The 22,871-nt window shown below is 62.2% G+C and carries 19 protein-coding genes; 8 read left to right on the top strand and 11 right to left on the bottom strand.

Annotated elements, in window-relative coordinates; genetic code table 11:
• Positions 1-393: 393 nt before the first annotated feature.
• Positions 394-1,029 carry a hypothetical protein gene (locus tag ACTAQJ_RS10435; protein ID WP_498701936.1) on the top strand — a complete coding sequence of 212 codons (636 nt, stop codon included), beginning with the start codon at positions 394-396 and terminating at the stop codon, positions 1,027-1,029.
• Positions 1,030-1,100: 71 nt separating this feature from the next.
• On the opposite strand, the gene ACTAQJ_RS10430 is transcribed toward ACTAQJ_RS10435, so the two are convergent.
• The 3 genes from ACTAQJ_RS10430 to ACTAQJ_RS10420 are packed head-to-tail and all read right to left on the bottom strand — an operon-like array spanning position 1,101 to position 4,386.
• Positions 1,101-2,453, bottom strand: coding sequence for an MFS transporter (locus tag ACTAQJ_RS10430; protein ID WP_431118941.1), 1,353 nt, complete (start codon positions 2,451-2,453; stop codon positions 1,101-1,103).
• A 51-nt stretch (positions 2,454-2,504) separates the two neighbouring features.
• Positions 2,505-3,464, bottom strand: coding sequence for an N-acetylmuramic acid 6-phosphate etherase (gene murQ / locus ACTAQJ_RS10425; RefSeq protein WP_498701935.1), 960 nt, complete (start codon positions 3,462-3,464; stop codon positions 2,505-2,507).
• Entirely contained in the window at positions 3,439-4,386 is a 948-nt protein-coding gene (locus ACTAQJ_RS10420; RefSeq protein ID WP_498701934.1) for an N-acetylglucosamine kinase, read from the bottom strand. The genes murQ and ACTAQJ_RS10420 overlap by 26 nt, the downstream gene beginning before the upstream one ends.
• A 119-nt stretch (positions 4,387-4,505) precedes the next feature.
• On the opposite strand from ACTAQJ_RS10420, the gene purH reads away from it, so the two are divergent.
• A complete protein-coding gene (gene purH, locus ACTAQJ_RS10415; protein ID WP_498701933.1) occupies positions 4,506-6,176 on the top strand; it encodes a bifunctional phosphoribosylaminoimidazolecarboxamide formyltransferase/IMP cyclohydrolase in 1,671 nt (556 codons plus the stop codon).
• A gap of 163 nt (positions 6,177-6,339) precedes the next feature.
• Here purH and ACTAQJ_RS10410 read toward each other — a convergent pair whose 3' ends face one another.
• The 3 genes from ACTAQJ_RS10410 to ACTAQJ_RS10400 form a co-directional block, all read right to left on the bottom strand.
• Entirely contained in the window at positions 6,340-7,341 is a 1,002-nt protein-coding gene (locus tag ACTAQJ_RS10410; protein ID WP_498701932.1) for a trypsin-like serine peptidase, read from the bottom strand.
• Between the two features lie 236 nt (positions 7,342-7,577).
• Positions 7,578-8,696: a hypothetical protein gene (locus ACTAQJ_RS10405; RefSeq protein WP_498701931.1), complete on the bottom strand. Its 1,119-nt coding sequence runs from the start codon at positions 8,694-8,696 to the stop codon at positions 7,578-7,580.
• Between the two features lie 174 nt (positions 8,697-8,870).
• Positions 8,871-9,461 (bottom strand): cysteine hydrolase family protein, encoded by a 591-nt coding sequence (locus ACTAQJ_RS10400; RefSeq protein WP_498701930.1) that lies wholly within the window; start codon positions 9,459-9,461, stop codon positions 8,871-8,873.
• 130 nt (positions 9,462-9,591) lie between these two features.
• Between ACTAQJ_RS10400 and ACTAQJ_RS10395 the strand changes: the two genes are divergently transcribed.
• Positions 9,592-10,569 (top strand): GlxA family transcriptional regulator, encoded by a 978-nt coding sequence (locus ACTAQJ_RS10395; RefSeq protein ID WP_498701929.1) that lies wholly within the window; start codon positions 9,592-9,594, stop codon positions 10,567-10,569.
• A 177-nt stretch (positions 10,570-10,746) separates the two neighbouring features.
• Positions 10,747-12,966, top strand: a complete 2,220-nt coding sequence (locus tag ACTAQJ_RS10390) for an NADP-dependent isocitrate dehydrogenase (RefSeq protein ID WP_498701928.1) — start codon at positions 10,747-10,749, stop codon at positions 12,964-12,966.
• A gap of 71 nt (positions 12,967-13,037) precedes the next feature.
• Here ACTAQJ_RS10390 and ACTAQJ_RS10385 read toward each other — a convergent pair whose 3' ends face one another.
• The gene (locus tag ACTAQJ_RS10385) at positions 13,038-14,138 is read right to left on the bottom strand and encodes an FAD-dependent oxidoreductase (RefSeq protein WP_498701927.1); all 1,101 of its coding nucleotides are present in this window, start codon (positions 14,136-14,138) and stop codon (positions 13,038-13,040) included.
• A gap of 99 nt (positions 14,139-14,237) precedes the next feature.
• Here ACTAQJ_RS10385 and ACTAQJ_RS10380 point away from each other — a divergent pair, with 99 nt between their 5' ends.
• Complete coding sequence (locus tag ACTAQJ_RS10380; protein ID WP_498701926.1) at positions 14,238-14,678, top strand: DoxX family protein; 441 nt, start codon at positions 14,238-14,240, stop codon at positions 14,676-14,678.
• A 47-nt stretch (positions 14,679-14,725) separates the two neighbouring features.
• On the opposite strand, the gene ACTAQJ_RS10375 is transcribed toward ACTAQJ_RS10380, so the two are convergent.
• Positions 14,726-15,796 (bottom strand): Gfo/Idh/MocA family protein, encoded by a 1,071-nt coding sequence (locus ACTAQJ_RS10375; RefSeq protein WP_431118953.1) that lies wholly within the window; start codon positions 15,794-15,796, stop codon positions 14,726-14,728.
• A 139-nt stretch (positions 15,797-15,935) separates the two neighbouring features.
• On the opposite strand from ACTAQJ_RS10375, the gene ACTAQJ_RS10370 reads away from it, so the two are divergent.
• From ACTAQJ_RS10370 to ACTAQJ_RS10360, 3 genes are read left to right on the top strand one after another with little or no spacing between them, the layout of a single operon-like run.
• The gene (locus tag ACTAQJ_RS10370; RefSeq protein ID WP_431118954.1) at positions 15,936-17,033 is read left to right on the top strand and encodes an efflux RND transporter periplasmic adaptor subunit; all 1,098 of its coding nucleotides are present in this window, start codon (positions 15,936-15,938) and stop codon (positions 17,031-17,033) included.
• 3 nt (positions 17,034-17,036) lie between these two features.
• On the top strand, positions 17,037-17,783 hold the full coding sequence (locus ACTAQJ_RS10365) for an ABC transporter ATP-binding protein (RefSeq protein ID WP_498701925.1): 747 nt from the start codon (positions 17,037-17,039) through the stop codon (positions 17,781-17,783).
• Entirely contained in the window at positions 17,780-18,961 is a 1,182-nt protein-coding gene (locus ACTAQJ_RS10360) for an ABC transporter permease (RefSeq protein WP_498701924.1), read from the top strand. Before ACTAQJ_RS10365 ends, ACTAQJ_RS10360 begins: the two co-directional genes overlap by 4 nt.
• On the opposite strand, the gene ACTAQJ_RS10355 is transcribed toward ACTAQJ_RS10360, so the two are convergent.
• From ACTAQJ_RS10355 to ACTAQJ_RS10345, 3 genes are all read right to left on the bottom strand, one after another.
• The gene (locus ACTAQJ_RS10355) at positions 18,939-19,631 is read right to left on the bottom strand and encodes an ABC transporter ATP-binding protein (RefSeq protein WP_224091496.1); all 693 of its coding nucleotides are present in this window, start codon (positions 19,629-19,631) and stop codon (positions 18,939-18,941) included. The genes ACTAQJ_RS10360 and ACTAQJ_RS10355 overlap by 23 nt on opposite strands.
• A 2-nt stretch (positions 19,632-19,633) precedes the next feature.
• The gene (locus tag ACTAQJ_RS10350) at positions 19,634-21,058 is read right to left on the bottom strand and encodes an ABC transporter permease (protein WP_498701923.1); all 1,425 of its coding nucleotides are present in this window, start codon (positions 21,056-21,058) and stop codon (positions 19,634-19,636) included.
• 200 nt (positions 21,059-21,258) lie between these two features.
• Positions 21,259-22,668, bottom strand: coding sequence for an MFS transporter (locus ACTAQJ_RS10345; RefSeq protein ID WP_498701922.1), 1,410 nt, complete (start codon positions 22,666-22,668; stop codon positions 21,259-21,261).
• Positions 22,669-22,871 lie beyond the last annotated feature (203 nt).

Raw genomic sequence — 22,871 nt, 5'->3', positions numbered from 1 at the left:
TCATAGGAACAAGTGCTGTCCCTCAGTTTCCTGACGCACATGATGGGTTGTGGATAAGTCCACACGCCCTCGTCAGATTTGCCAGCATGGGTTCATGAAGATCCCGCGGCCGTTGCCTGAGCCTTTGACCTCGAAGCCGTTCACCCGGCAGGAAGCCCTCGACGCGGGCGTAACCGTTGGGCGTTTACGCTACAGAGATTTGGACTCACCAAGCCGCAAATCCTTGTTCCCCGTTCGATCGAAGGACCCGGTCTGACGGATCGCGTCCGGCCTCTGACTCTCGTAACACCATTTTCGGCCGCATCCCACGCGACGGCCTTCCTGTTGTGGGAGTTCCCGGGATTCCTGCCGGGTAGCCACGAGCCAGCAGTGCACATTTCAAGACCGGACACCATGGGTAGACCGCGACGAAGAGGTGTAATTGGGCATAAGGGCCAGTTCTTTGAGGACGAAATCGTAGTCCTCGACGGCATGTACATCACCAGCCGTGCCCGGACATGGCTCGATTGCGCCCGCAAGATGGACATCAACGAGATCACGGTCGTTGCGGATCATTTGCTGCGCATACCGAGGCAGGAATTCGAGGGACGCAATAAAGCACACTGCACCTTGGATGAGTTGGAGGAGATGCTCGACCGTCATTGGGGGACACCGGGGATCCGGAAGGCGCGTCTTGCACTGGAACAGGCCTGCGTCGGTTCGGATTCCGCACCTGAAACTCGACTGAGGCTCGCGCTTGAGTGGGGTGGCCTGCCCAAAGCTGAAGTCAACGTGCCCACTGAGTTGAGTGCCGGCGTCGTGCGTCAACCGGATTTGGCCTATCGCGAGCAGCGCGTTGCCGTCGAGTACGAGGGCGTGGGCCATTCCGATCCGGAGCAGGTCGTACGGGATATTGCCCGCGAGGAGGACTTCACTCGGGCAGGGTGGATCCTGGTCAGGATATCCAAGCGTCACATGACCAACGACGCGAGGTCCGCTGTGGCCAAGGTCCGGAGGGCGCTCGAAGCCCGCGGCTGGTCGCCCAAGTAGGGGACAGCACCTGTCGCACTGAGGGCCCAGTGCAACATGTGCTGTCCCCTAGTTGGGGAGAGCGGGGCAGGCTACTGCAACACGCGCTGCTTCGTCTCAGGAGCGAAGAACGCCATCCACAAAACGGACAGCAGGACCAGCCCGCCGGCCATCGCGAACGACTGTGCCAAGCCGAATTCCGGCCAGAAGAACGAGGCGAACACCAAAGGTCCGAAGCCCGCGCCGATGCGGGAGAACGTCGAAGCCCAGCCGAAGCCCGAGCCACGTAGCTCAGTGGGATACAGCTCGGACACGTAGGCGTAGAGGACAGGGATCGCCACCTGGACCACGAAGCCGAAGACCAGCAGCCAGAACACGGCGGCTTGCGGCACGTCCACTACAAACGCGACGATCACCAACGTCAGTGCGGAAAGCGGACCGGTGACGGCGAGGATCCACTTACGGCCCACGCGCTCCACCAGCAACGCGGCGGCTATCACGCCCAAAAGCCCGACGGCGGCCATCCCGGCTGTGGTGACGAAGGCTTTGTACTCCTCGAAACCGGCGCCAATCAGGATGCGGGGCATCCACGTGAGGGACAGGTAATAGACCAACAGGATGCTGAAGAACAGGGCCCAGGCTGCAGTCGTGATTTTCCAGTTGAAGGTCCAGATCTTGCGCAGCTGTTCCCAGGCGCTGCCGGGGGAGAGCCTGGGAGCGGCTTGGGGTTCGGGCAGGCTATACGCCCGGGGTGAGGCGCCCGTTGCCTCCACCAAACCATCAATCACCGCCGCTGCCTCAGCCCGGCGGCCCGAGCGAATCAGGAACAAAGGAGATTCGGGAACCGAACGCCGAACCCAGAACACGAGCAGCGCAGGCAACACCATGATCAGCATGGTGAGCCGCCAGTCACCGAAGGCAGCAACAAGGCCGGCGGAGATGAAACCACACAGCGCCGCGCCCACGGGCCACCAGCCATCCATCGCCGTGAGGACCCTGCCCCGCTGCTTGCGCGGCGTGAACTCACCCACCAGCGCATAGTCCACCGGGATGCACCCGCCCAGCCCGAACCCGGCCATGAAGCGGAAGATACAGAACCACACGATGTCCGGTGCGAAGGCGCCGAGCACGGTGAAGATGCTGAAGATCAGGAGGGTTGCGGTGAACGCCTTCTTGCGCCCGATGGTGTCGGCGATGGTTCCCCACGCGAACGCGCCCACGGCCATGCCGATCAGGTTGGCCGTGCCGATCCATGCGGCATCAGCCGGCTGCAGGGACCAATGCTTGGACAGCAGTGGAATGAGGATGCCGTTGAGCGTCACATCCCAGGCGTCGAACATGAATCCCAGGCCACCGATCACGAAGATCCTGCCTTGAACCTTCCACCGCCACGGCAGTTCCTGCACAACTTGTTCGCCGCTGGGCACGGCTGTGTATGTATTCATCTGCCCTCCTGCATGCAACTTTATGCGCTCGGGCCAACACCGCCGTTCGGGTTACTTCTGGTTTTCGATCGCCCTCCGCAGGAAACCGCCGGCTTCTTCCAGGGCACTCTTGGCCTGAGCTGGTTCGATGCCGGTCAGCAGCACCAGGATGGCCGCTTTTACAGAGCCGTTGACCGAGTCCAATGCGGCTACGGCTTGATGCGCGTCCACCCCGGTCGCGTGCTGCACTGTTCGTTGCGAGCGGGCGAGGAGTTTCTCGTTGGTCGCGCGCAGGTCAACCATCAGGTTCCCGTACGTCTTGCCGAGCTTCACCATCACCAGCGTGCTGATCATGTTCAGGACAAGCTTCTGCGCCGTGCCCGAGTTCAGTCGCGTGGAGCCCGCGATGAACTCCGGACCCACAACCACCTCAATCGCCACGTCCGCCAGATGGCTGACGGCCGAACCCTTATTACACGCCAGCGACGCAGTGAACGCCCCTTTCTTCCGAGCCTCTTCCAGCGCGCCGATCACGTAAGGCGTCCGGCCAGACGCTGTAATACCCACGACGGCGTCCGCTTCCGTCACGTTAATATCGTGCAGGTCGCGCGCGCCCGCGGTCGCGTTATCCTCGGCGTATTCCACCGGCTTCTGGATCGCTTGGACGCCACCTGCGATAAGTCCGACGACGAGTCCCGGCGGGGTTCCGAACGTCGGCGGGCACTCGCTCGCGTCGAGCACACCCAGACGCCCGGCCGTTCCAGCCCCCACATAAAGAAGGCGACCCCCGCGCTGGAGTCGCTCCGCAACGGCGTCGACCGTTTGCACAATCGCAGGGCTTGCCGCCTCAACCGCAGCGTGAACTCCTGCACTGTGGGCAAGCATGGCGGTGACGAGTTCCTCGGTGCCCAGGATGTCCAGCTCGCTCAGGTTCTCGGCCGCGGCTTCCGTCTCCAGCCCGGCGAGTTCAGTGCGCAGGCCCGCAAGCCTGTCCGCGTCAGTGGGGCTAATCGGGCCAGTTTGTTCCGTCACGGTGGATGTACCTTTCCTGGATGAGCCCGCGGCGCGTCGCTGCGAGGGCAGCACCGTCCAAGCCATCGCCCAGCGGGGCCACCACCTCAATCCCAGCCGAAGCAAGGGACTTCCGCAAGAGCTCCGCGAAGAACCCGGAACTGATCACTCCACCCAGCAGGGCAACCCGGCGCGAGCCGGCCGAATCGCCGCCCGCCGCCAACTGCACCGTCTTGGTCAGGATGCGGCAGGCCTCGTCCACGATGACATGCGCGACGGCGTCACCCGCCTCCGCTGCGTGCAGAACCAGCGGCGCAAATCGGGCCATTGCCCGGTAAGGGTTTTCGACGGACGCGAGCCAGCCCGGGAGCATTTCCGGGGAGTCGACCAGAGCCCCTGCCGCAGCCGAAAGCGAGGTGGCCGGGCCGCCGTCGTGCGCTTCCAAAACGGCCTGAAGCCCCCGCTGGCCGATCCATCGACCGCTGCCACGATCGCCAAGATAGGGTCCCCAACCGTCGGCACGATGAAGGACGCCGGCTTCGTCGAAACGGAAGGCCACTGCCCCCGTGCCCACGATCAGTGTTGTGCCCGGGGCACCCTGGAGGGCTCCGAGTTGGGCTGCGGTGGCGTCCGAAAGCACTGCTGCGGGGACGCCGAAACGTTGGGACAACATGGTGGCGAGCTCGCGGGACTTTTCCGCAGAAGCTTCGACGCCGGCCACTGCTGCGCCGACCCCCGTCAACGTACTCACAGGCAAGCCGGGCGGGAGCATTGAAACCGTCTCAAGGAGGAGGGCGAAAGCGATCGTGGGGCCGTTGTCCATGTGCACGCCGGGAAACCCGTGCCGGTCGGCTGCGCCCAGTAACTCAGTGCCCCTGCGCAGCTCCACTCGGCAACGGCTCTTCCCTACATCGGCGGCGAGAACGACATCGGTGGCTTCCATGGATCAACCCTATGTTGTGGGGCAGAAACGAGCGCGCCAAGGAAACACGATAAACTCTCCGTATCCCCACACCCGCGACACCACCCGCGATATCTACGCGAACTAAGACGGAGACTTTTGTGAGCTTGACGCAGCTTGACCGTGTTCCCATCCGCCGTGCACTGATCTCGGTTTACGACAAGACGGGACTGGAGGAGCTCGCGAAGGGCCTGCACGCAGCCGGCGTCGCAATTGTTTCCACCGGCTCCACCGCCAAGAAGATCGCCGCCGCAGGCATCCCGGTCAAGGAAGTCGAAGAAGTCACCGGCTCCCCGGAAATGCTGGACGGCCGAGTCAAGACCCTGCACCCGCGCGTGCACGGCGGCATCCTGGCCGACCGTCGCGTTCAGGCCCACATGGACACCCTTGCCGGTATGGAGATCGAGACGTTCGACCTCGTCGTGGTGAACCTGTACCCGTTCGTCGAGACCGTGAAGTCCGGCGCAGCGCAGGACGACGTTGTGGAGCAGATCGATATCGGAGGCCCCGCCATGGTGCGGTCGGCCGCGAAGAACCATGCCGCCGTCGCCATTGTTACGGACCCGAACTTCTACGGCGCAGTAGTTGCCGCCGCACAGGAAGGCGGCTTCGACCTCAACACGCGTCGCCGCCTGGCCGCCAAGGCTTTCGCGCACACGGCCAGCTACGACAATGCTGTGGCAACCTGGACCGCCAGCCAGTTCCTGGATGAAGACGGCGACGGCATCATCGACTGGCCTGCGTACGCCGGCCTGTCCCTTGAGCGTTCCGAGGTTCTCCGCTACGGCGAAAACCCGCATCAGCAGGCTGCCCTCTACGTGGACAAGGCTGCCCCGGCGGGCATCGCCCAGGCCGACCAGCTGCACGGCAAGGCCATGAGCTACAACAACTTTGTCGACGCCGATGCCGCCCTCCGCGCCGCGTTCGACTTCGCCGAGCCCGCCGTCGCGATCATCAAGCACGCCAACCCGTGTGGCGTTGCTGTTGGATCCGCCGACTCTGCGGACCCCATCGCTGACGCCCACGCCAAGGCCCACGCTTGCGACCCCGTCTCCGCTTTCGGTGGCGTGATCGCCGCGAACCGCACCGTCACTGCCGGCATGGCCCGCACGGTTGCCGACATCTTCACCGAGGTTGTCATCGCTCCGGACTTCGAGCCCGAAGCCGTGGAGATCCTGTCCAAGAAGAAGAACATCCGCCTGCTGGCGCTCCCCGAGGGCTACGGCCGCTACCCCTCCGAGATGCGCCAGGTCTCCGGCGGCGTGCTGGTCCAGATGAGCGACAAGGTGGACGCCGACGGCGACAACCCCGCCAACTGGACCCTCGCCGCAGGTGAAGCTGCCGACGAAACGACCCTCGCTGACCTCGCCTTCGCCTGGACCGCTTGCCGCGCCGCCAAGTCCAACGCCATCCTGATCGCAGATCACGGTGCTGCAGTGGGCATCGGCATGGGCCAGGTCAACCGCCTGGACTCCTGCCGCCTGGCCGTCGAGCGCGCCAACACGCTGGGCGTGCAGGTGGAGTCCGACGTCGAAGGTGCCGGCGGTGCCTCCAACGCCAGCGGCGGCGACGCACCCGAGCGCGCACGCGGTGCCGTTGCAGCTTCGGACGCGTTCTTCCCGTTCGCTGATGGCCTGCAGATCCTGATCGACGCCGGCGTCCGCGCAGTGGTCCAGCCCGGTGGTTCCGTCCGTGACGAGGAAGTCATTGCCGCAGCGAACGCTGCCGGCATCACGATGTACTTCACGGGCGCACGCCACTTCTTCCACTAATCCCCACCGCCGCCCTAACCTCGCTGCGCTTCGGCCAGGGAACCCGGGCGGCGTGGGCCCATCCACAGCACAACGCAGCGGCGGCCGCCCCCGGTAGGGGACGGCCGCCGTCGTGCTTCATACGCAGGCACTTAACAGGGACGTGCCAGAAAAATCAGAACCGTTACGAAGCCGCCGCGGTGGTGTAGGTCGACTGGATGACGGAACCCCAGTACGGGCCGTACATGGTGTTGGAGTTGCTGCCGTATCCGTAGCTGTTGATCGAGTTCTGGTAGCCGCCGGAGCTGTTGCCGATGAACCACGGGCCGCCTGAGGATCCACCGGTCATGTTGCAGGGGATGCCCTGGGTGGCGAACTGCGGGTTGTAGGGATCGTTGGTGGCGGTGCCGGAGCAGCTCTTGAGCGATTCACCGTTGAACGGAGGGGCCGCCGGGTAGCCGAAGGATTTGTAGCTCAGGCCACGGGCGGCGTTGAACTGGACACCGGAGGAGCCTACGACGTCTGCGAGTCGCTGGCCGTTGAGGGTGTTCATGACGGCGAAGGCGGTGTCGTACTGCATGTTGCCGTTGGATGCCCATTGGGTGGGGGAGTACAGCGCCCTTGCTGTCCACTTGCCGTAGGGTGCGGAGCCGTTGAGGTAGGCGGGTACGAAGACGAAGTTGGTGGCGTAGGCGCCCGGTCCCTCGTTGACGCAGTGGCCTGCGGTGGAGACGGTGCTCTTGTTGGCTGCCGTCACGGAGTTGCCGGAGCAGACGTAGTTTGAGCCGCCTAGGGTGAAGAAGATCTTGCCGATGTGCTTGACGGGTGTTTCGCTCTGGTTGGTCTTGAGGTTGATGGCCTTGGAGTCGGTGGAGGCTTGCTGGCCTTCGACGCTCTTAAGTGCGCCCGGGGCTTCGGTGACCGGGGCTTTTCCGAGGTTCAGGAGCCGGCCGCGGTCCAGTGCCTTGATGGCGAGGATGTCGCCGGACTTGGCGTTCTTCATGCGTTCCGGGGTCCAGTAGTCTGCGGCGCCGTTGTCCGACGCTACATGGCTGCTGACCGCAATGCCGCTGGAGTCGATGTCCTTGGCGGGGGCCGCATTTGCGCTGGTGGTTCCAACCAGGGCAAGGATTGCGGCAGCGGACAGACTCAGGAGGCTTGTGGCCAGGGTCTTGGTTTTTGTCACGTTGTTCCAACCTATCGAGGGAGTGGGGCGGCCAGTGATGGCGACCGCCGACTGACGGAATCGAAGCTACCCAACGTATGACAAGTTTGTAAAGAGTTGTTTCACACTTTGTGATATTTTGCTTTCACTTCCTTGTCGAGCGGCAGACTCCCTTGGTGACCCAATAGCTCAGGGGGCCAAGCCTCTCCCGGTGGAAGCGGCCTGGCCCCAGCGAACTAGTCGATCATTCCCACCGACTACTTCTTGACAGGGCAGACTCCCTTGGTGGTGGTGTTGTAATCCGGGAGGGCAGATCTTACGCGAGTGCCTGTTCCAAGTTGAACGAGGATTTCTTCCGAGAGTAGATCTTGCTTACCTTTAAGAGCGTCAGCAACGTTAGTGTCCTGGGAAAAGATGAGTTCCGCGGCAATGTTGTCTTGAACGATTCGGGCCAGATTATCCAGGGCCACTGCTACCGGATCGGCGGGCATTTCAAGTCCTGGAAGGTCAATGAGATGCGTATCGACCTTGGCTGGATTCATAAGATCCTTGATGATGATCGTGTTCTTATTCAACTCTGCGGTAGTCCATTGCGAGAGCACCACCGTGTACAAATCGGCCCAAGCTGATTCGCCAAGTTTTTTACGCCAGGTCCCCATCAAGGTCTTGACGCCCGCAATTTGAGCCTCTGAGGCGTATTTCATGTTCACTCGAATGTCCGGGTAAACGTTGCCGGCAAATGCCTGGAATGAAGTGATGCCGAATTTCTTGGTCTTTACCGAATTGGAAATGAAGTCGATGCCACCCGTGAGGATGTTGTAGCAGGATTTTTGCAGCTCTGGTACAAGGCCGGCTTCGGGCAGCACTCTCCGGGCAGTCTCGAGCTTGGATCCGAAGTCCTGAAGCGGGAGGATCCAGTCTCTGGAATGTTCGTCGTTAAAGGCGACCAACTTGAGGTCGTGGGGGTCGATGCGGCTCTCATTGGGCACCCCAGGCATACTGTCGGCGAGGTATGAGGCGACAATGGAGTAGCAGCCCAGGGGAACGTGAGCGATCGATTTCGCCAATTCGAACGCCTGAGGGACTGGCTCAACCGACTCTCGCGCTCCATTCGTGACGAGTGTGAATTTGCCTCCTGTTGCATTGTTCTGAACAACAATCACCGGCGAAAGATGCTGTACGAGGTCAGCCTTCAAAGCAGCATAATTGGATCTCATCCCGATATTGATGGCCAGGATGGCTTCCTTTGCCTTTGGAGTTGGAACTCCGGCGATCGTAGGAGTCGCCCGGGCTTGGGACAGAGGCAGGGCTGAGGTGAGGAGGGCAGTTGCCCCAATGCTGGAAACGCCTCGGATAAATCCTCTGCGTGTGGTCATGTGAATCTTCCTTCCTGCTTCAAAGCACAGGCTGTGCCTTGATGGAGTCTTGGCGCTGGTAAGCACCGGAAGATTGCGGGGACATTCTCCGGAGTTCTCTGATTGAAATCGGCGGATAACTGAGGAGTGGCAGGGCGCTTGGGAGGGCGCCCTGCCGACCGCCTGGATTGGGACTTAGGCGAGTTCCTCCTGGGTGGCGACTACCACGCCATAGAGATCGGCAATGGTGGCCAACGCCGAATAGTGGACCTGGCACGCGTCCAGTTCGGTGCCGGCAACGGGCAACGAACGGGTTGCGCTTGCGTCAGCAACGACGGTAGCGCGGTCGCCTCGCAGAAATGCACCCTGAGCGGTGTATGCGACGCACATGTGGGTCATAAAGCCGGCAATAATGAGAGTCTCCCGTCCGGCCGCCTCAACATGTTCGGCCAGGTCGGTGTCCAGAAAAGCGTTGGGTGCCTTTTTTACGACGACTGGTTCACCTTCCTCCGGAGCAACCATCGGATGGATTTGACCAATCTTATTCCGGATGTCGTAGGGGGTTCCTTCTCCGCCATCGTTGATGACGTGAATGATCTTTGTGCCTGCCTTGCGGGCCCGCTGGAGCAACGTGCTGGCTTTTTCCAAGGCATTTTCCCATCCGTCCAACTCCATCACGCCAGTGGTGTAGGTGTTCTGATAATCGATCAGAATTAGAGTTGAATCACCAAGTTGTGCTGGCATTTCATCCAAGCCGTTTAACTGGCGGAGTGTAGTTCTCGGCATTATTTTCTCCCTAGTGACAAGATTTCATCCAAGAAATGGACCATTTGATACGCTAACTTCGCATGCAAGATGTCGGCAATGACGCACAACATGCAAAAACCGACATGGCAGTTGAGGTGAAAGAACCCTGATGATCAAGAAGCTGGTAGTCGTGGTCCTTTTCGACAACATTGATTTGCTCGACGTCACGGGACCGCCTGAAGTCTTTGCGCTAGCGAGACGGGAGAACGATGAAGCCGCCAACTATGAAGTAGTCCTTGCCGCTGAAACGTTGGCGCCGGTGACCACGGGAGCCGGTGTAAGGGTGGTCCCAGATGTGACTTTCGAGGACCTCGGCACCAGGCGCATCCACACGTTGATCGTCCCTGGCGCTGTTGAAGTCGACGAGAACCGGCAGATCCGCCCTGTCGTCCACGCAGATGTTGTAGATCGCGTTAAGCAGCTCACCACGAGGGCGGATCGCGTGGCGTCAATCTGCGTTGGCGCGCATATCCTGGCCGCCGCGGGGGTGTTGGATGGCAAACGCGCAACTACGCACTGGTCCACAGCGGAGCAGCTGGCTGCGGATCACCCCTTGGTCACCGTCGATCCCGATCCGATTTTCATCCGCCAAGGCAACGTGTGGACTGGTACAGGCATTAGCGCCTGCCTGGATTTGACGCTCGCACTCGTAGCCGAAGACCTGGGGGAGGATACTGCGTTGAGAGTCGCTCGCCAGCTCGTCATGTATCTGAAACGTCCTAGCGGCCAGAGCCAGTTCAGCGTTCCATTGTCCAGGACCTCCACCAATCGGCGTATCGAAGATCTTCGCCACTTCATCCTTCGCAATGTTCACCAGACTCTTACCATCGGGAAACTCGCAGAGGAGGCCAATATCAGCGAGAGACAATTGACCCGCATTTTCAAGAGTGAACTCGGTATGACACCGCACAGCTACATAGAGTCCGTCAGGGTGGAAGTGGCACGCAGTCACCTTGAATCCACCGACGCCACGTTGGAGCGCATCGCTTCACTCTGTGGGCTCGGCTCGGTCGATACCCTCGTTAGGGCCTTTCGACGACGCCTTGACGCAACGCCCACCGAGTACCGGCTCAGATTCCAGATTTAGTCCCAGGAGCGTACGACGCCGGTCGGCGGCTTCGTCGGCCAGGCCGCCGTCGGGCGTAAATCGCTTTCCGGCACGGTAACGAACACGTGATCCCGGACACGAAGGGCCGCCAATCGAGCCTACTCGGGTAAGTTTAGAGATGTTGAAATCTGCAGACTTTCAGGGAGAACCCCGCCAATGGCCAAGATTATCTATACCCACACAGACGAAGCGCCGATGCTGGCTACCTACTCATTCCTGCCGATTGTGGAAGCGTATGCCTCGACCGCAGGTGTGGAGGTCGAGACCCGCGATATTTCGCTGGCAGGCCGCATCATCGCCGTTTTCGGCGATTTCCTGACTGAAGAGCAGCGCACGGGCAACGCCCTGGCTGAACTTGGCGAGCTGGCAAAGCAGCCGGAAGCCAACATCATCAAGCTGCCCAATATCAGCGCCTCCGTGCCGCAGCTCAAGGCTGCCATCGCCGAACTCCAGTCCCAGGGCTTCGCCCTCCCGGACTACCCGGACAACCCCTCCTCGGACACCGAGACGGATATCCGCTCCCGCTACGACAAAATCAAGGGTTCAGCTGTGAACCCGGTGCTGCGTGAAGGCAACTCCGACCGCCGCGCACCCCTGTCGGTGAAGAATTACGCCCGTCAGAACCCGCACTCCATGGGTGCCTGGTCTGCCGATTCCAAGACCAACGTTGCCACCATGGGCCAGAACGATTTCCGCTCCAATGAGAAGTCCGTCGTGCTCAAGGCTGACGATTCCCTCAGCATCCAGCTGGTCCGTGAAGACGGCACCACCAAGGTCCTCAAGAAGGACTTCCCCGTCCTGGCCGGCGAAGTTGTGGACGCCACCGTCCTGCGCGCAGACGCCCTGGACGAGTTCCTCAAGGCACAGGTTGCCCGTGCCAAGGAAGAGGGCATCCTCTTCTCGGCTCACCTGAAGGCCACCATGATGAAGGTCTCTGACCCCATCATCTTCGGCCACGTGGTCAAGGCTTACTTCTCCGAGCTGTTCGATACTTACGGCAAGCAGCTCGCAGCCGCAGGCATCAGTCCGAACAACGGCCTCGCAGCCATCCTCAGCGGTCTTGATGACCTGCCGGAAGACGTCCGCGAAGGCGTCAAGGCAGCCATCACCAAGGGCCTCGAAGACGGTCCGGCGTTGGCAATGGTGGACTCGGACAAGGGCATCACGAGCCTTCACGTTCCGTCGGACATCATCGTTGACGCCTCCATGCCGGCCATGATTCGCTCCTCCGGCCACATGTGGGGCCCGGACGGCAAGGAAGCCGATACCCTCGCCGTCATCCCGGACAGCTCCTACGCCGGTGTCTACCAGGTTGTCCTGGACGACTGCCGTGCCAACGGCGCATTCGATCCCACCACCATGGGCACCGTTCCCAACGTGGGCCTCATGGCGCAGGCAGCCGAGGAATACGGCAGCCACGACAAAACCTTCGAAGTCCAGGCAGCCGGCACGCTCCAGCTCGTCGACAGCAAGGGCAACGTCCTCGCTGAGCACCAGGTTTCCCCTGGTGACATCTGGCGGGCATGCCAGACCAAGGATGTCCCGATCCGCGACTGGGTCAAGCTTGCCGTCAACCGCGCCCGCGCGTCCCAGACCCCGACCGTTTTCTGGCTGGACAAGGGCCGTGCGCACGACGCCAACCTCATCGCCAAGGTCAACGAGTACCTCAAGGAACACGACACCGAGGGCCTGCAGATCGAGATCATGTCCCCGGAGGAGGCAACAGCCTTCACCCTGGAGCGCATCCGCAAGGGTGAGGACACCATCTCCGTCACCGGTAACGTCCTCCGCGACTACCTCACGGACCTGTTCCCGATCCTCGAGCTCGGCACCAGCGCCAAGATGCTTTCCATCGTTCCGTTGATCAACGGTGGTGGCCTCTTCGAGACCGGTGCAGGCGGATCTGCTCCCAAGCACGTGCAGCAGCTGATCAAGGAAAACCACCTTCGCTGGGACAGCCTGGGTGAATTCCTTGCTCTGGCCGTCAGCTTCGAGCACCTTGCCACCACCACTGGCAACGCCCGCGCCCAGGTCCTTGCCGACACACTGGACCGCGCTACGGGTACGTTCCTGCTGGAAAACAAGTCCCCGCGCCGCAGCGTTGGCGAGCTGGACAACCGTGGAAGCCATTTCTACCTGGCCATGTACTGGGCACAGGAACTGGCCAAGCAGACTGAGGATGCAGAGCTCGCCAAGGACTTCGCAGCCATCGCTGAAGCCCTGACCTCCAACGAAGAGGCAATCGTCGGCGAGCTTGCCGCAGTCCAGGGTCCCGGCGTCGATCTGGGCGGCTACTACCGTCCGGACGCTGCCAAGGCCGCTGAAATCATGCGCCCGTCGGCTACGTTCAACAAGGTCCTCGCGACCCTCAGCTAATTCCTAAACTGACTCGCAGTTGTGGTTGTTTTGAGGACTCATAACAACCACAACTGCGGGTCAGTTGCTGTTTAACGGTCGGCCAGGAACCGCTGAGGTGCCACGCCGCCGTCGACGATGTCTTTCAGCACCCGGCCAATAGCCGGTGTGAACTTGAAACCGTGCCCGGAGAACCCGGCGCCTACCACCAACGGTCCAAAACGGTCCAGCACAAAGTCCTCGGTGGGCGTGGTGGTGTAGGTGCAGCTGATGGGAACCGCGGTTGAAGGGTCGACGCCGGGGAGCCACTCCTGCGCGTATCGCACCAAGGCATCGAGCTGCTCGGGTATGGGCTGGAACGTGCGCTCGTCAGGGTCCATGACAGGTCCGACACCATGCCAACCAGCTTTGACGCCTTCGCCAGGTGTGAGCATCCCGTAGACGGGGCTGTACCAGTATTCGTACGCGGGATCGTCCACGTCCGGGGTGTGGTTGAAGCTTGGCCACACCAGCGTGTTGTCCACGGGGGTGAAGTGGGCGGGCTGCTCCTGCGTGACAACCAGTGGCGGTAGCTTCGCGTGTTCGCCGAGCAGCTTGTTCGTCCAGGCACCGGCGGTGACTACCACGCGGTTGGCCTTGTACTCGGTCTCCTCCGTCACGACGACCACGGTTTCGGCGCCGTCGATGCGGATGTCGTGGACCGGCGTCGAGTATTCGAAGATGGCGCCATGGGACTCGGCTGCCTTGCGAAGTGCCACCAACGCGTTGGCCGAACGGATGCGTCCGGACCCCGGAACGAAAAGCACATCGGTGGCGAAGTTCATGCCTTGCCAGCGGTCTATGGCCTCGTCGGCTGAGATGAAGTAGCTTTCGATGCCGCGCTCCTGATGAGCCGCTTGGACGGTCCGGAGCCGCTCGACGTTGCCGTGGTTCGCCAGCCCCACCAGATCCAGCAGCGGCGCCCCGGTTTCGGCAGCAAGCTCATCCCACAGGTTCTTGGCTTCGGCGAGGAGGTCCAGGTAGTCCGCCTCGGAATAGGCGGTGTTGAAGTTGCGGGTGGCGCCGTGGGAGGCGCCGATGTGATGACCCGCCTCGAACTGCTCCAACAGGATCACGGACTTACCGCTCCGGGCCAACTGCCACGCGGCGGCCGATCCCATTGCTCCTCCGCCAACAACTACGACGTCCACCATGCCAGCTCCATCCACCTTGGCCCACTATAAGGTTCCATTCTGCCCCCACTCACCCAGTTGGGTTGGCACTTGGTGGGAAGGCATGGAAGATTGGGACGGGTGAAATTCCTTCACCCGTCTCCCAAGTCCTCTGCCCGCGGCGTCACGATCCTGCGCGTGGTGTTTGGCGCCCTGATCATGGTGCACGGCATCCAAAAGTTCATGGCCGGGCACGCCGCCTTCACGGCCTCGGTTGCTGCCATGGGTGTGCAGAAGCCCGAGATCGTGGCTTGGCTGGTGATCGCAGGTGAGATTGGACTGGGCCTGCTCCTGGTCCTGGGCGCTTTGACCAGGGTGGCGGGCTTCCTTACGGCAATCATGTTCGCCGGCATCTGGTTCGTGACGGAAGCAGGCAAACCGCTGCTCACGGACAAGTCCGGAGTCACGGCAGAGCTTTTGATCATCTACGTAGCCATTTCCGTGGCGTTTGTGTTCCTTGGCCCCGGCGCGTGGTCCCTGGATCGGAAGCTGGCCAGGCAGCCGGCGGGCCAGCGGCGTTAATACAGTCGGGTTAACTCCCGACGGCGGCACTCACCGCGCGGCCAACGTCACCGCGCGTCGTTCGGGTACCGGATCCCCAATTGGGACCGCACGCCGTCGAACAAGCGCATGACGTTTACGGAGTCCTCCAGCGGCATCACGGGGCTCTCTGTCAGGCCCTGTTGAATGCAGCGGGTCACCTCGCGGAGTTCGTAGGTGTAGCCCACGCCCACCACATCGAACCGTTCGTGCCGCGGCTCGTCCCAACCAACACGGATCAGCAGTTCCCGGGGGTTGTTCACGGAACCCACCGTCTGCAGGTACCCGAGCCCGCCAGCTATTGTGGCGGTCCGCGGCCCATGGGCCGTCAGGGACGACGTCAGCTGCGCTTGGGCCCCGCTCGCATAACCAAGCGTCAGCGCATTCTGGGTGTCCACACCGTCCTCGTTCAAGGTGCCGATCGCGGTAACAGATTGTGGGAAGCCCAGTGTTCCCAGGGCCCAGAGCAACGGGTAGACGGTGATGTCCAGAAGCGCGCCGCCACCATCATTCAGTGCCCAGATGCGGGCGGAGGGATCGTATGGCGCAGGGAAGCCGAGGTCCGCGCTGACCCACTGGGTGTGTCCGATTTCCCCTGATGCGGCGATGGAAAAGGCGCGCTGCATGCTGGGCAGGAAGCGGCTCCAGACGGCCTCCATGAAGAAGACCTTGTGCTCGCGGGCCAACTTCACCAGCTCGGTGGCTTCGCGTGCGTTGATGGTGAGGGCCTTCTCGCACAGGACATGCTTGCCGGCTCGCAGTGCTGCGGCCGCAATCTGGAAGTGCTGGGCATGAGGTGTGGCCACGTAAACCACGTCCACGGCGGGATCGTCGAACAGCCGCTGGTAGCCGGGGACACCGGCGTCGTTCCCGTAGGCCTTGGCGAAACCAAGTGTGTGCGCAAAAGCGTCCGCGGCTGCCTGGGTCCTGGAGCTCACCGCGTAGAGTTCCGCATCCTCCAGCAGGGAAAGGTCCTGGGAAACGCTGTTGGCGATGTTGCCCGTGGACACCACTCCCCAGCGCAAGCGGCGGCCGGTGATAGCCCGGGGGTCCTGGTTGGTCTGGCTGGACAGCCACGGTTTGGCGATAGGGAGCGTCATGACTGCCATCCTCTCATTTCCCAAACAGTAAGCACTCTGTCGAGTCACGCGAATGTGCGGCGCTGCGGAAGTCCTCGCCTAGGCTGAGGAAATCATCCCTCGCAGAGGTTCTGTGGGGAGTTACCGAAATGGAGCAGGGATGGGTATTTTTCGGCGCGTCATTTTGCCGGTTGCCTGGCTAGTGGTTTTCGCAGTAATTGCGGTGGCTTTGGTCAAGATCGCTTTCGTAGATGGCCTCAAGCCGTCTGATTCCGGGCCAGCGCCCTTGGCGCAAGTGGACATCCCGGTGGTCCCAGCCACCCGAGCTACGGTCACCAATACTGTGGAAATCAAGGGCACCGTCCAGAGCGACGCAGCCGAACCGGTCCGGAGCACGTCTGCGGGCAAGGTCATCAAGATTTTTGTCGAAGAAGGCGCCACGGTGGCCAAGGGCGATGCCCTGTTCCAGGTCAAGGCCGAGCGCGCCGTGACATCCACGCAGCCGTCCAAGGATGGAATGTCCTCGCCGCCGAAGCCTGTTTATGACTACTTCGACGTCCTTGCACCCAGCGGCGGCACCTTGCAGTCCTTGACCACGCTGATCGACCAACAAGTGAGCGTCGGGGAAAGCGTCGGCAAGATCGATCCCGGCACCTACACGGTGGCCGGCTCGGTGACCGCCGCCCAGCAGTACCGCCTGCTCGGCAAGCCGGGGCCGGCGGAGATCGCTTTGGTGGGCGGACCAGCGCCGTTCCAGTGCACCGAAGTCACGCTGAAGAACAACGCTTCCGACGACGGCGGAGGCGGCTCGGGCGGCTTGTCGTCCACAGGCGGAGGTGCTGGGATGGGAGTCGGCGGGGCAGTCGCAATCCCCGGCGGTGGCGGCGGCCAGTCGCAGGAAGGTGGCACGCCCACGGGAACGCTTAGCTGCGCGATCCCCGCTGGGCATGAAGTCTTTGCCGGACTTGGCGCGACCATGACCGTCAGCGCTGGCGTCGCCGCTGATGTGGTGACGGTTCCGCTGACCTCGGTGAAGGGAAGCGTGAAGGACGGCATTGTCTGGATATCGGGTCCGGCCGGTAGCGGCGCAGCCCCCGAGCAGCGGACGGTCCAGTTGGGCCTGAACGATGGTTCTGTGGTTGAGGTTGTTTCCGGGCTGTCCGAGGGCGAACAAGTCCTCGAGTTCGTGCCCGGCGCTCCAGCTGTCCCGGGTCCCATGATGGGGCCGGGACAGGCTGCCTACGCTCCGGCGGGCTGAAGCATGACAGAAACAGCGCAGGAAGTAGAAAGCAACAAGGAAACCCTCGTCAGTCTTCGGTCAGTCACCCGGTCGGTAACGCTGCCGGATGAGCAGCAACTGCATATCCTCCGCGGCATCGATCTTGAGGTCCAGAGCGGTGATCACACGGCCATTGTTGGCCGTTCAGGATGTGGAAAATCGACCCTGCTCAACCTCTTGGGGCTTCTGGATGTCCCCACCTCCGGTGAGCTGGAATTCCTCGGCAACCCTGCCGAGCGGCTGAGCAGCAACGCCCGTGCCCGCCTGCGTGGATCAACGGTGGGCTTCGTGTTCCAGCAGTTCAACCTGTTGCCTGGCCGCAACGCTTTGGACAACGTCATCACACCGCTCTTTTACGCCAAGGGCAGGGAATTTTGGCGCCGGCGTGAACTGGCCATGGACATGCTGGACCGCGTCGGTCTGGCAGCCCGGGCCAAAACGATGCCCAACATGCTGTCCGGCGGTGAGCAGCAACGTGTTGCGATCGCACGCGCCCTGGTCCGCAGGCCACGGCTCATCCTTGCCGATGAACCAACGGGTGCCTTGGACGTCGAAACGGGGCAGGCTGTCATGGCCTTGCTGGACACCGTGGCCACGGAAACCGCGGCCGCACTGGTGACCATCACGCACGATACCAATGTGGCAGCCCTTGCCCGCGCCTGCTACCGCTTGGATGCCGGCGTGCTCAGCCCGCTGGCAGTTGCAGAAACAGCAGGAGTCAGCGCATGACCGGTTTCATGTCCACGATGGTGGAAGCTTGGCAGGAACTCCGGATCAACAAGGTCCGCATCCTCTTGGCCCTCCTTGGCGTGGCCCTTTCCGTGGCAGCGTTGACGTCCGTGGTAGGAATCGGCAGCCTGGTCCGTGAAGGAATCAAGGTGCAGTCCGAACGCAACGGTGGGCGTGTAGCCACCCTGGCCCTCAGCGTGAACGGCCCTTCCTCGCCTGATCCCGCGAAACTGGAGAAGGTTTACGAAGGCATCCAACAGCGCTTCGGCATCACCACGTCCACCCACGTGGGCAGGACCCAAGCGGGCTTCCAGTTTCCGCGTGGCGTCACCAACGTTGACGTGACCATCGTGGACATTGGATACGGCATCATCCACCGCGTACCGCTAACCCAGGGAACCTGGTTCGCCGCCGACGACGACCAACGGCTCGCACCCGCCGTCGTCGTCTCCGAAGCGTTCTATAACCAGGCCGGAATGCCCAACCTGACCACCAGCCCAACCGTGACCATCCCGGGGGACTACCCTGCCACTGCGGTGATTATCGGCGTCGTGCCTGATGCCTATCCGCAGCAGCCTCCAGCCGCTTTCATCCTCACCGGCGGTGCCGCGATGACCGGAATGGAATCACAAATGTCCGAGTTCAAGGTGTGGGTGGGGGAGGACCAAGCCGATTCCCTGGCCGCTGCTATTTCCGCGGACCTCCAAGGTCAGTTTCCCGGGTACTACGCCCAAGCCACCCGAATGGACTTTGCCGCTTACGGTGACCCGCTGGGACCGGCTCAGTGGATAGTTGGCGGAGTGGCTGGGCTGGTGCTCCTGCTCGGGGCAGTGGGAATGCTCAACATCTCCATGGTCACCGTGCGCTACAGGGTAAGGGAAATCGGCATCCGGCGAAGCTTCGGCGCGACGTCCGGCAGGATCTTCTTCGGCGTCATGATGGAATCCGTCGTAGCCACCGCAGTTGCCGGCCTGGTGGGCGTCATGCTGGCTGTCGCAGTGGTGAAGAACCCGTGGATCGAGTCAAAGGTAGCTCCGGGACTGACCGAATATCCGTCCTTCCCCATCGACGCCGCGCTCCTGGGCTTTGGCGCCGCCGTCCTTGTGGGCGCACTCGCCGGCGCCATTCCTGCGCTCGTGGCGGTGCGCGTCAAGGTCATCGATGCAATCCGCTTTTGACCTCCTCCGTCAGCCGGCCCTGCTGAAGCCGGAAGCAGCGTTCCGTTTTTTGCGCCAGGCTGCGATCGTGGGTGACTACCAGGATGGTGGTGTTGTGGTCGCGGCTCAGTGAGCTCAGCAGTTCAATGATGTGCTCGCCGGTCTGCTCATCCAGGTTTCCCGTGGGCTCATCGGCAAGGATCAGTTTGGGCTCGTTGGCCAGCGCCCTCGCGATCGCGACACGCTGCTGCTCGCCACCGGAGAGGCGGTTGATCCGCCGGGACTGCTTCTCCGGATCCAACTGCACCTGCTCCAGCAATTCCTTGGCACGCTTCAGCCGCGCAGCCTTCCGGACCCCGGCGAACTCCATGGGCAGCATGACGTTGTCCACGGCGCTAAGGTTCGGGATCAGGTTGAACTGTTGGAACACAAACCCGATATCGCGCCGACGGTACTCCGTCAGCTTGCTGTCCGGCAGTCCGGCCAGGCTGACGCCATCCACGACGACGTCTCCGCTGGTTGGTTTGTCCAGCGCACCCAGGAGGGACAAAAGAGTGCTTTTACCGCTGCCGCTCTTGCCAACGATCGAGGCCAGAGATCCTTTCTCCAGCTGGAAACTCACACCATTGACAGGCTTGATGGTCCTGTCGCCGGACTTGAACTGACGGACCAGGTCCTTGACTTCAATCACGGCTATTCTCCTCGGAGTACTTCGATGGGACGGATGCGGGCGGTCAGCAAGGCCGGAACCAATGCACCGATGATGGCCACCGCGAAGACGGCGGCGATGCCAGCAGCAATGACGCCGGGGGAGGCGCTCGCCGTGACGGACGTGAGCAGTTGGGAGGCTCCACCAAAAGGACCGCCCTGGCCGCCGGCGAAACCGCCACCGGCGAAGCCGCCACCGGCGAAACCGCCCGCGCGCTGGGTGGTTGGGGCCCCCGTCGTGCTGGTGTTGGAACTGATCAGCGCGGACGCGATGCCGCCGCTGGCGAGCGATGCAGTGGCCGCTCCCACCACGCTGCCCAAGGCCACGAGTACCAGCGATTCAAGGACAAACTGCAGGCCGATAGTGCGGTTCCGGGCACCGATGGCCTTCAACACGCCAATTTCGCGGCGGCGTTCACGGACCAGCATCACCATGATGAGGAGAATGATGAGCCCGGCGGTAGCGAGTGCTGCAATGAACGCGACCAGGGAGATGTTCTTGACGCTGTCCAGCGAGCTGACCGCGGTTTCCAGGTTGCGTTGACCCTGGGTGACGTCGGCCTTACCGGTTCCCAACGCGGACTGGACTGCCGTCTTGGTGCTGTCGACGTTTTCCATGCTGTTGACTGTGACGATCATCGTGGAGAGTTCGTCAGGAGTTCCCGCCAGGGTTTGGGCTTCCGGAAGGGTGACGTAGACGGCGTTGTTTCCGAAGGCGGTTCCGGCGTCGAAGATGCCCTCTACGGTGAACGTCTTGTCCTGGATGGTGAAGGTGGAACCCGCGGTGAGGTTGTTCTTTTGCGCCAGCGTCGTTCCCACCAGTGCCTTTGCCGCCGCCGTCGTGTAGTCGCCCAGACCGGTGCCGCTGGTGATGTCCAAGGCCTTGCCAGCGCTATCAACCTCGGCGCCGATGCCCGTGGCCGTAATGGGAAGGGTTCGAACTCGTTGGGTGGTGCCTGTACCGCCGGTGTTACTGGTAGAGCCGTTGCGGTTGCCGAGGGTGCCGGCGTCGATGGCTGCCGTGAGGTTGGTGGTGACGCTGGCCTGCTGCCCGCCGGGACCAAAACCACCCTGAGTGGGCTGGGTGGTGCTTGTTTCTGCCGTCGCCGTCTGAAGACGAAGAGCCTTGGTACCCACCACGGACGTTACGTTGCTGACTGCGGCTGCCGTTTGCGCTTGAGCAGCGGTGAGCGGTTCCCCGCCACCTTCGAAGCCCTGCCCGCCAGCCGGATTCACTGTCAGGGTGGTGCCCACGGAAGCATTGAGCTCCTGGACTTTGGCACCCACGGCCTGGTTGGCCACCAGCATGGCCAATGCCAGGCCGATCGCTACGGCCAGCACAGCGACTACCGCGGCCGTTCTGATTTTGTTGCGGAAGGCATTGCCTACGCTTCGGGCAAGGACGCTCACGTTTCTCCTTTGGACCTGCTGAGTTCCGCAGACCGCTGGCTCGCGGGCTGCAGGTCCAACACTGCTCAGCGCTGCTGTGCGGGAAGCCTGCCGAAGCTATGCGTGGGCTGTGAAAGCCGGCGGGCTCATTAAGGAGTCAAAGAACCCGTGCCGGGCTCAGGATCCTGAGCCCGGCACGGGTTCTCCGTGCAGTCCCGGTGTCAGTGGGAGAAGTTTGCTGAGATTTCGGCGAGGGTGCGCCCCTTGGTCTCAGGCGCGAGCCATTGCGAGAGGACGGCGCCGAGTAATGCGACGGCGGCGGCTACCACCATGCTTGGGCCCAGGCCGATGTTGCTGATCGCCCATGGCAGGGCGAAGGTGCCCAGTGCGGCTCCGATGCGGCTGAAGGCCGCGGCGAAGCCCATGCCGATGCCGCGCAGGTCGCCGGGGAATACCTCGGCCGGATAGACCTGGGTCATCGTGGTGTAGCCGGCATTGAAGAAGGAGAAGGCGAGAAACAGTACGAGCACGATGATCGCTGGTGCGTCCGTCCAGACTCCGATGATCAGCAGGATGCCCGGGCAGAGCCACTGCCCGGGCACAGTGAGGATTCGGCGGCCGAGCTTGTCAATCAGAAGTACGGTGATGACAACACCCGCGGCTGCAAGTGCGGATAGGCCGACTCCACCGGTCCAACCGCCGAAGCCGAATTGGTCGAGAACGTCGTCGGCGAAGGTCGCGATCGCGAAGTACGGAGTGACCGCGCAGAACCAAAAACCTGAGGTGAAGAGGGTGGCGCGCCAGTTCTGCTTCGAGAACAGCATTCCGAAGGAGGCGCCCTTGATTTTGGTCCTGCTCTGCGCGGCTTGGGCCTCCTGGATCATCCTCAGATCGATCTCTCCGGTGATGCTGTCGTGCATTTGGGGCGATTCGACGTATCTGTGTGCGATCGCGAGTGCTTCCTTGTGCCGTCCCTTCGTAATGAGCCAGCTCGGCGATTCGGGGAGGCCCATGCGGGCGAGGAACAGGACCAATGCGAGTATCGTGCTCGTGCCGATGACGAGGCGCCATGGGATACCGGCGTCGTGCAGGAGCGTGCCGATGATGAATGCCATCATGAAACCGACGTACCAGGCGATCAGAGTCAGCCCGAGCAATCGCCCGCGCAGCTTCGGAGGGGAGAACTCTGATAGCAATGGCCCACCGATTGAGTACTCGCCGCCGATCGCCACGCCCATTAAGAACCGGATGGCGGCCAGCTGGATGACGGCCCCGTCTCCGGAGGTTACGAAGAACTGGGCCGCTGAGGCGACCAGGAACAGGCCCATGTCCACGAGGAACATGGGCTTGCGTCCGAACTTGTCAGTAGCCCAGCCGGCCAGTGGGGAGCCGACGAAGATGCCAACCAGCGGGCCTGCAGCGATCATGCCCAGAGATAGTGCGTCGAGCTGGAGCTCTGACCGCATGAGTCCGGTGACGGGGCCGATAATTCCGAGGATGTAACCGTCGAGGAACATCCCACCGATGAAGACAGCGACGAGCCGCACCATGAAGCGGCGTTTGAACTTGGAGCTGGTCTCTTTTGATATGGAGGTGTCGACGGAGTCCGTCGTCCTGGTCGGATGGATCATTGAGATTTGTTCCCTTCTGGCTTCAGCACAAACCGCTGGCGGCACCAGAGCGCCGTTTCATGGATGCACGGACAGCCGCAGCCCTTAGCGACCGGTGGGCGATGCGGACTGGCTCGATGCCAGCCGATATGCCCGCGCAGGACTTGCGAGATGATTTCGGGGTCGGCCACATGTGACATATGACTCATATATCAGAACTCTAA

It is taken from the genome of Arthrobacter sp. alpha11c, assembly GCF_054149985.1.
Note: the sequence above shows the minus strand (reverse complement) of the source record. Positions and strands in the feature narration are given on the sequence as shown.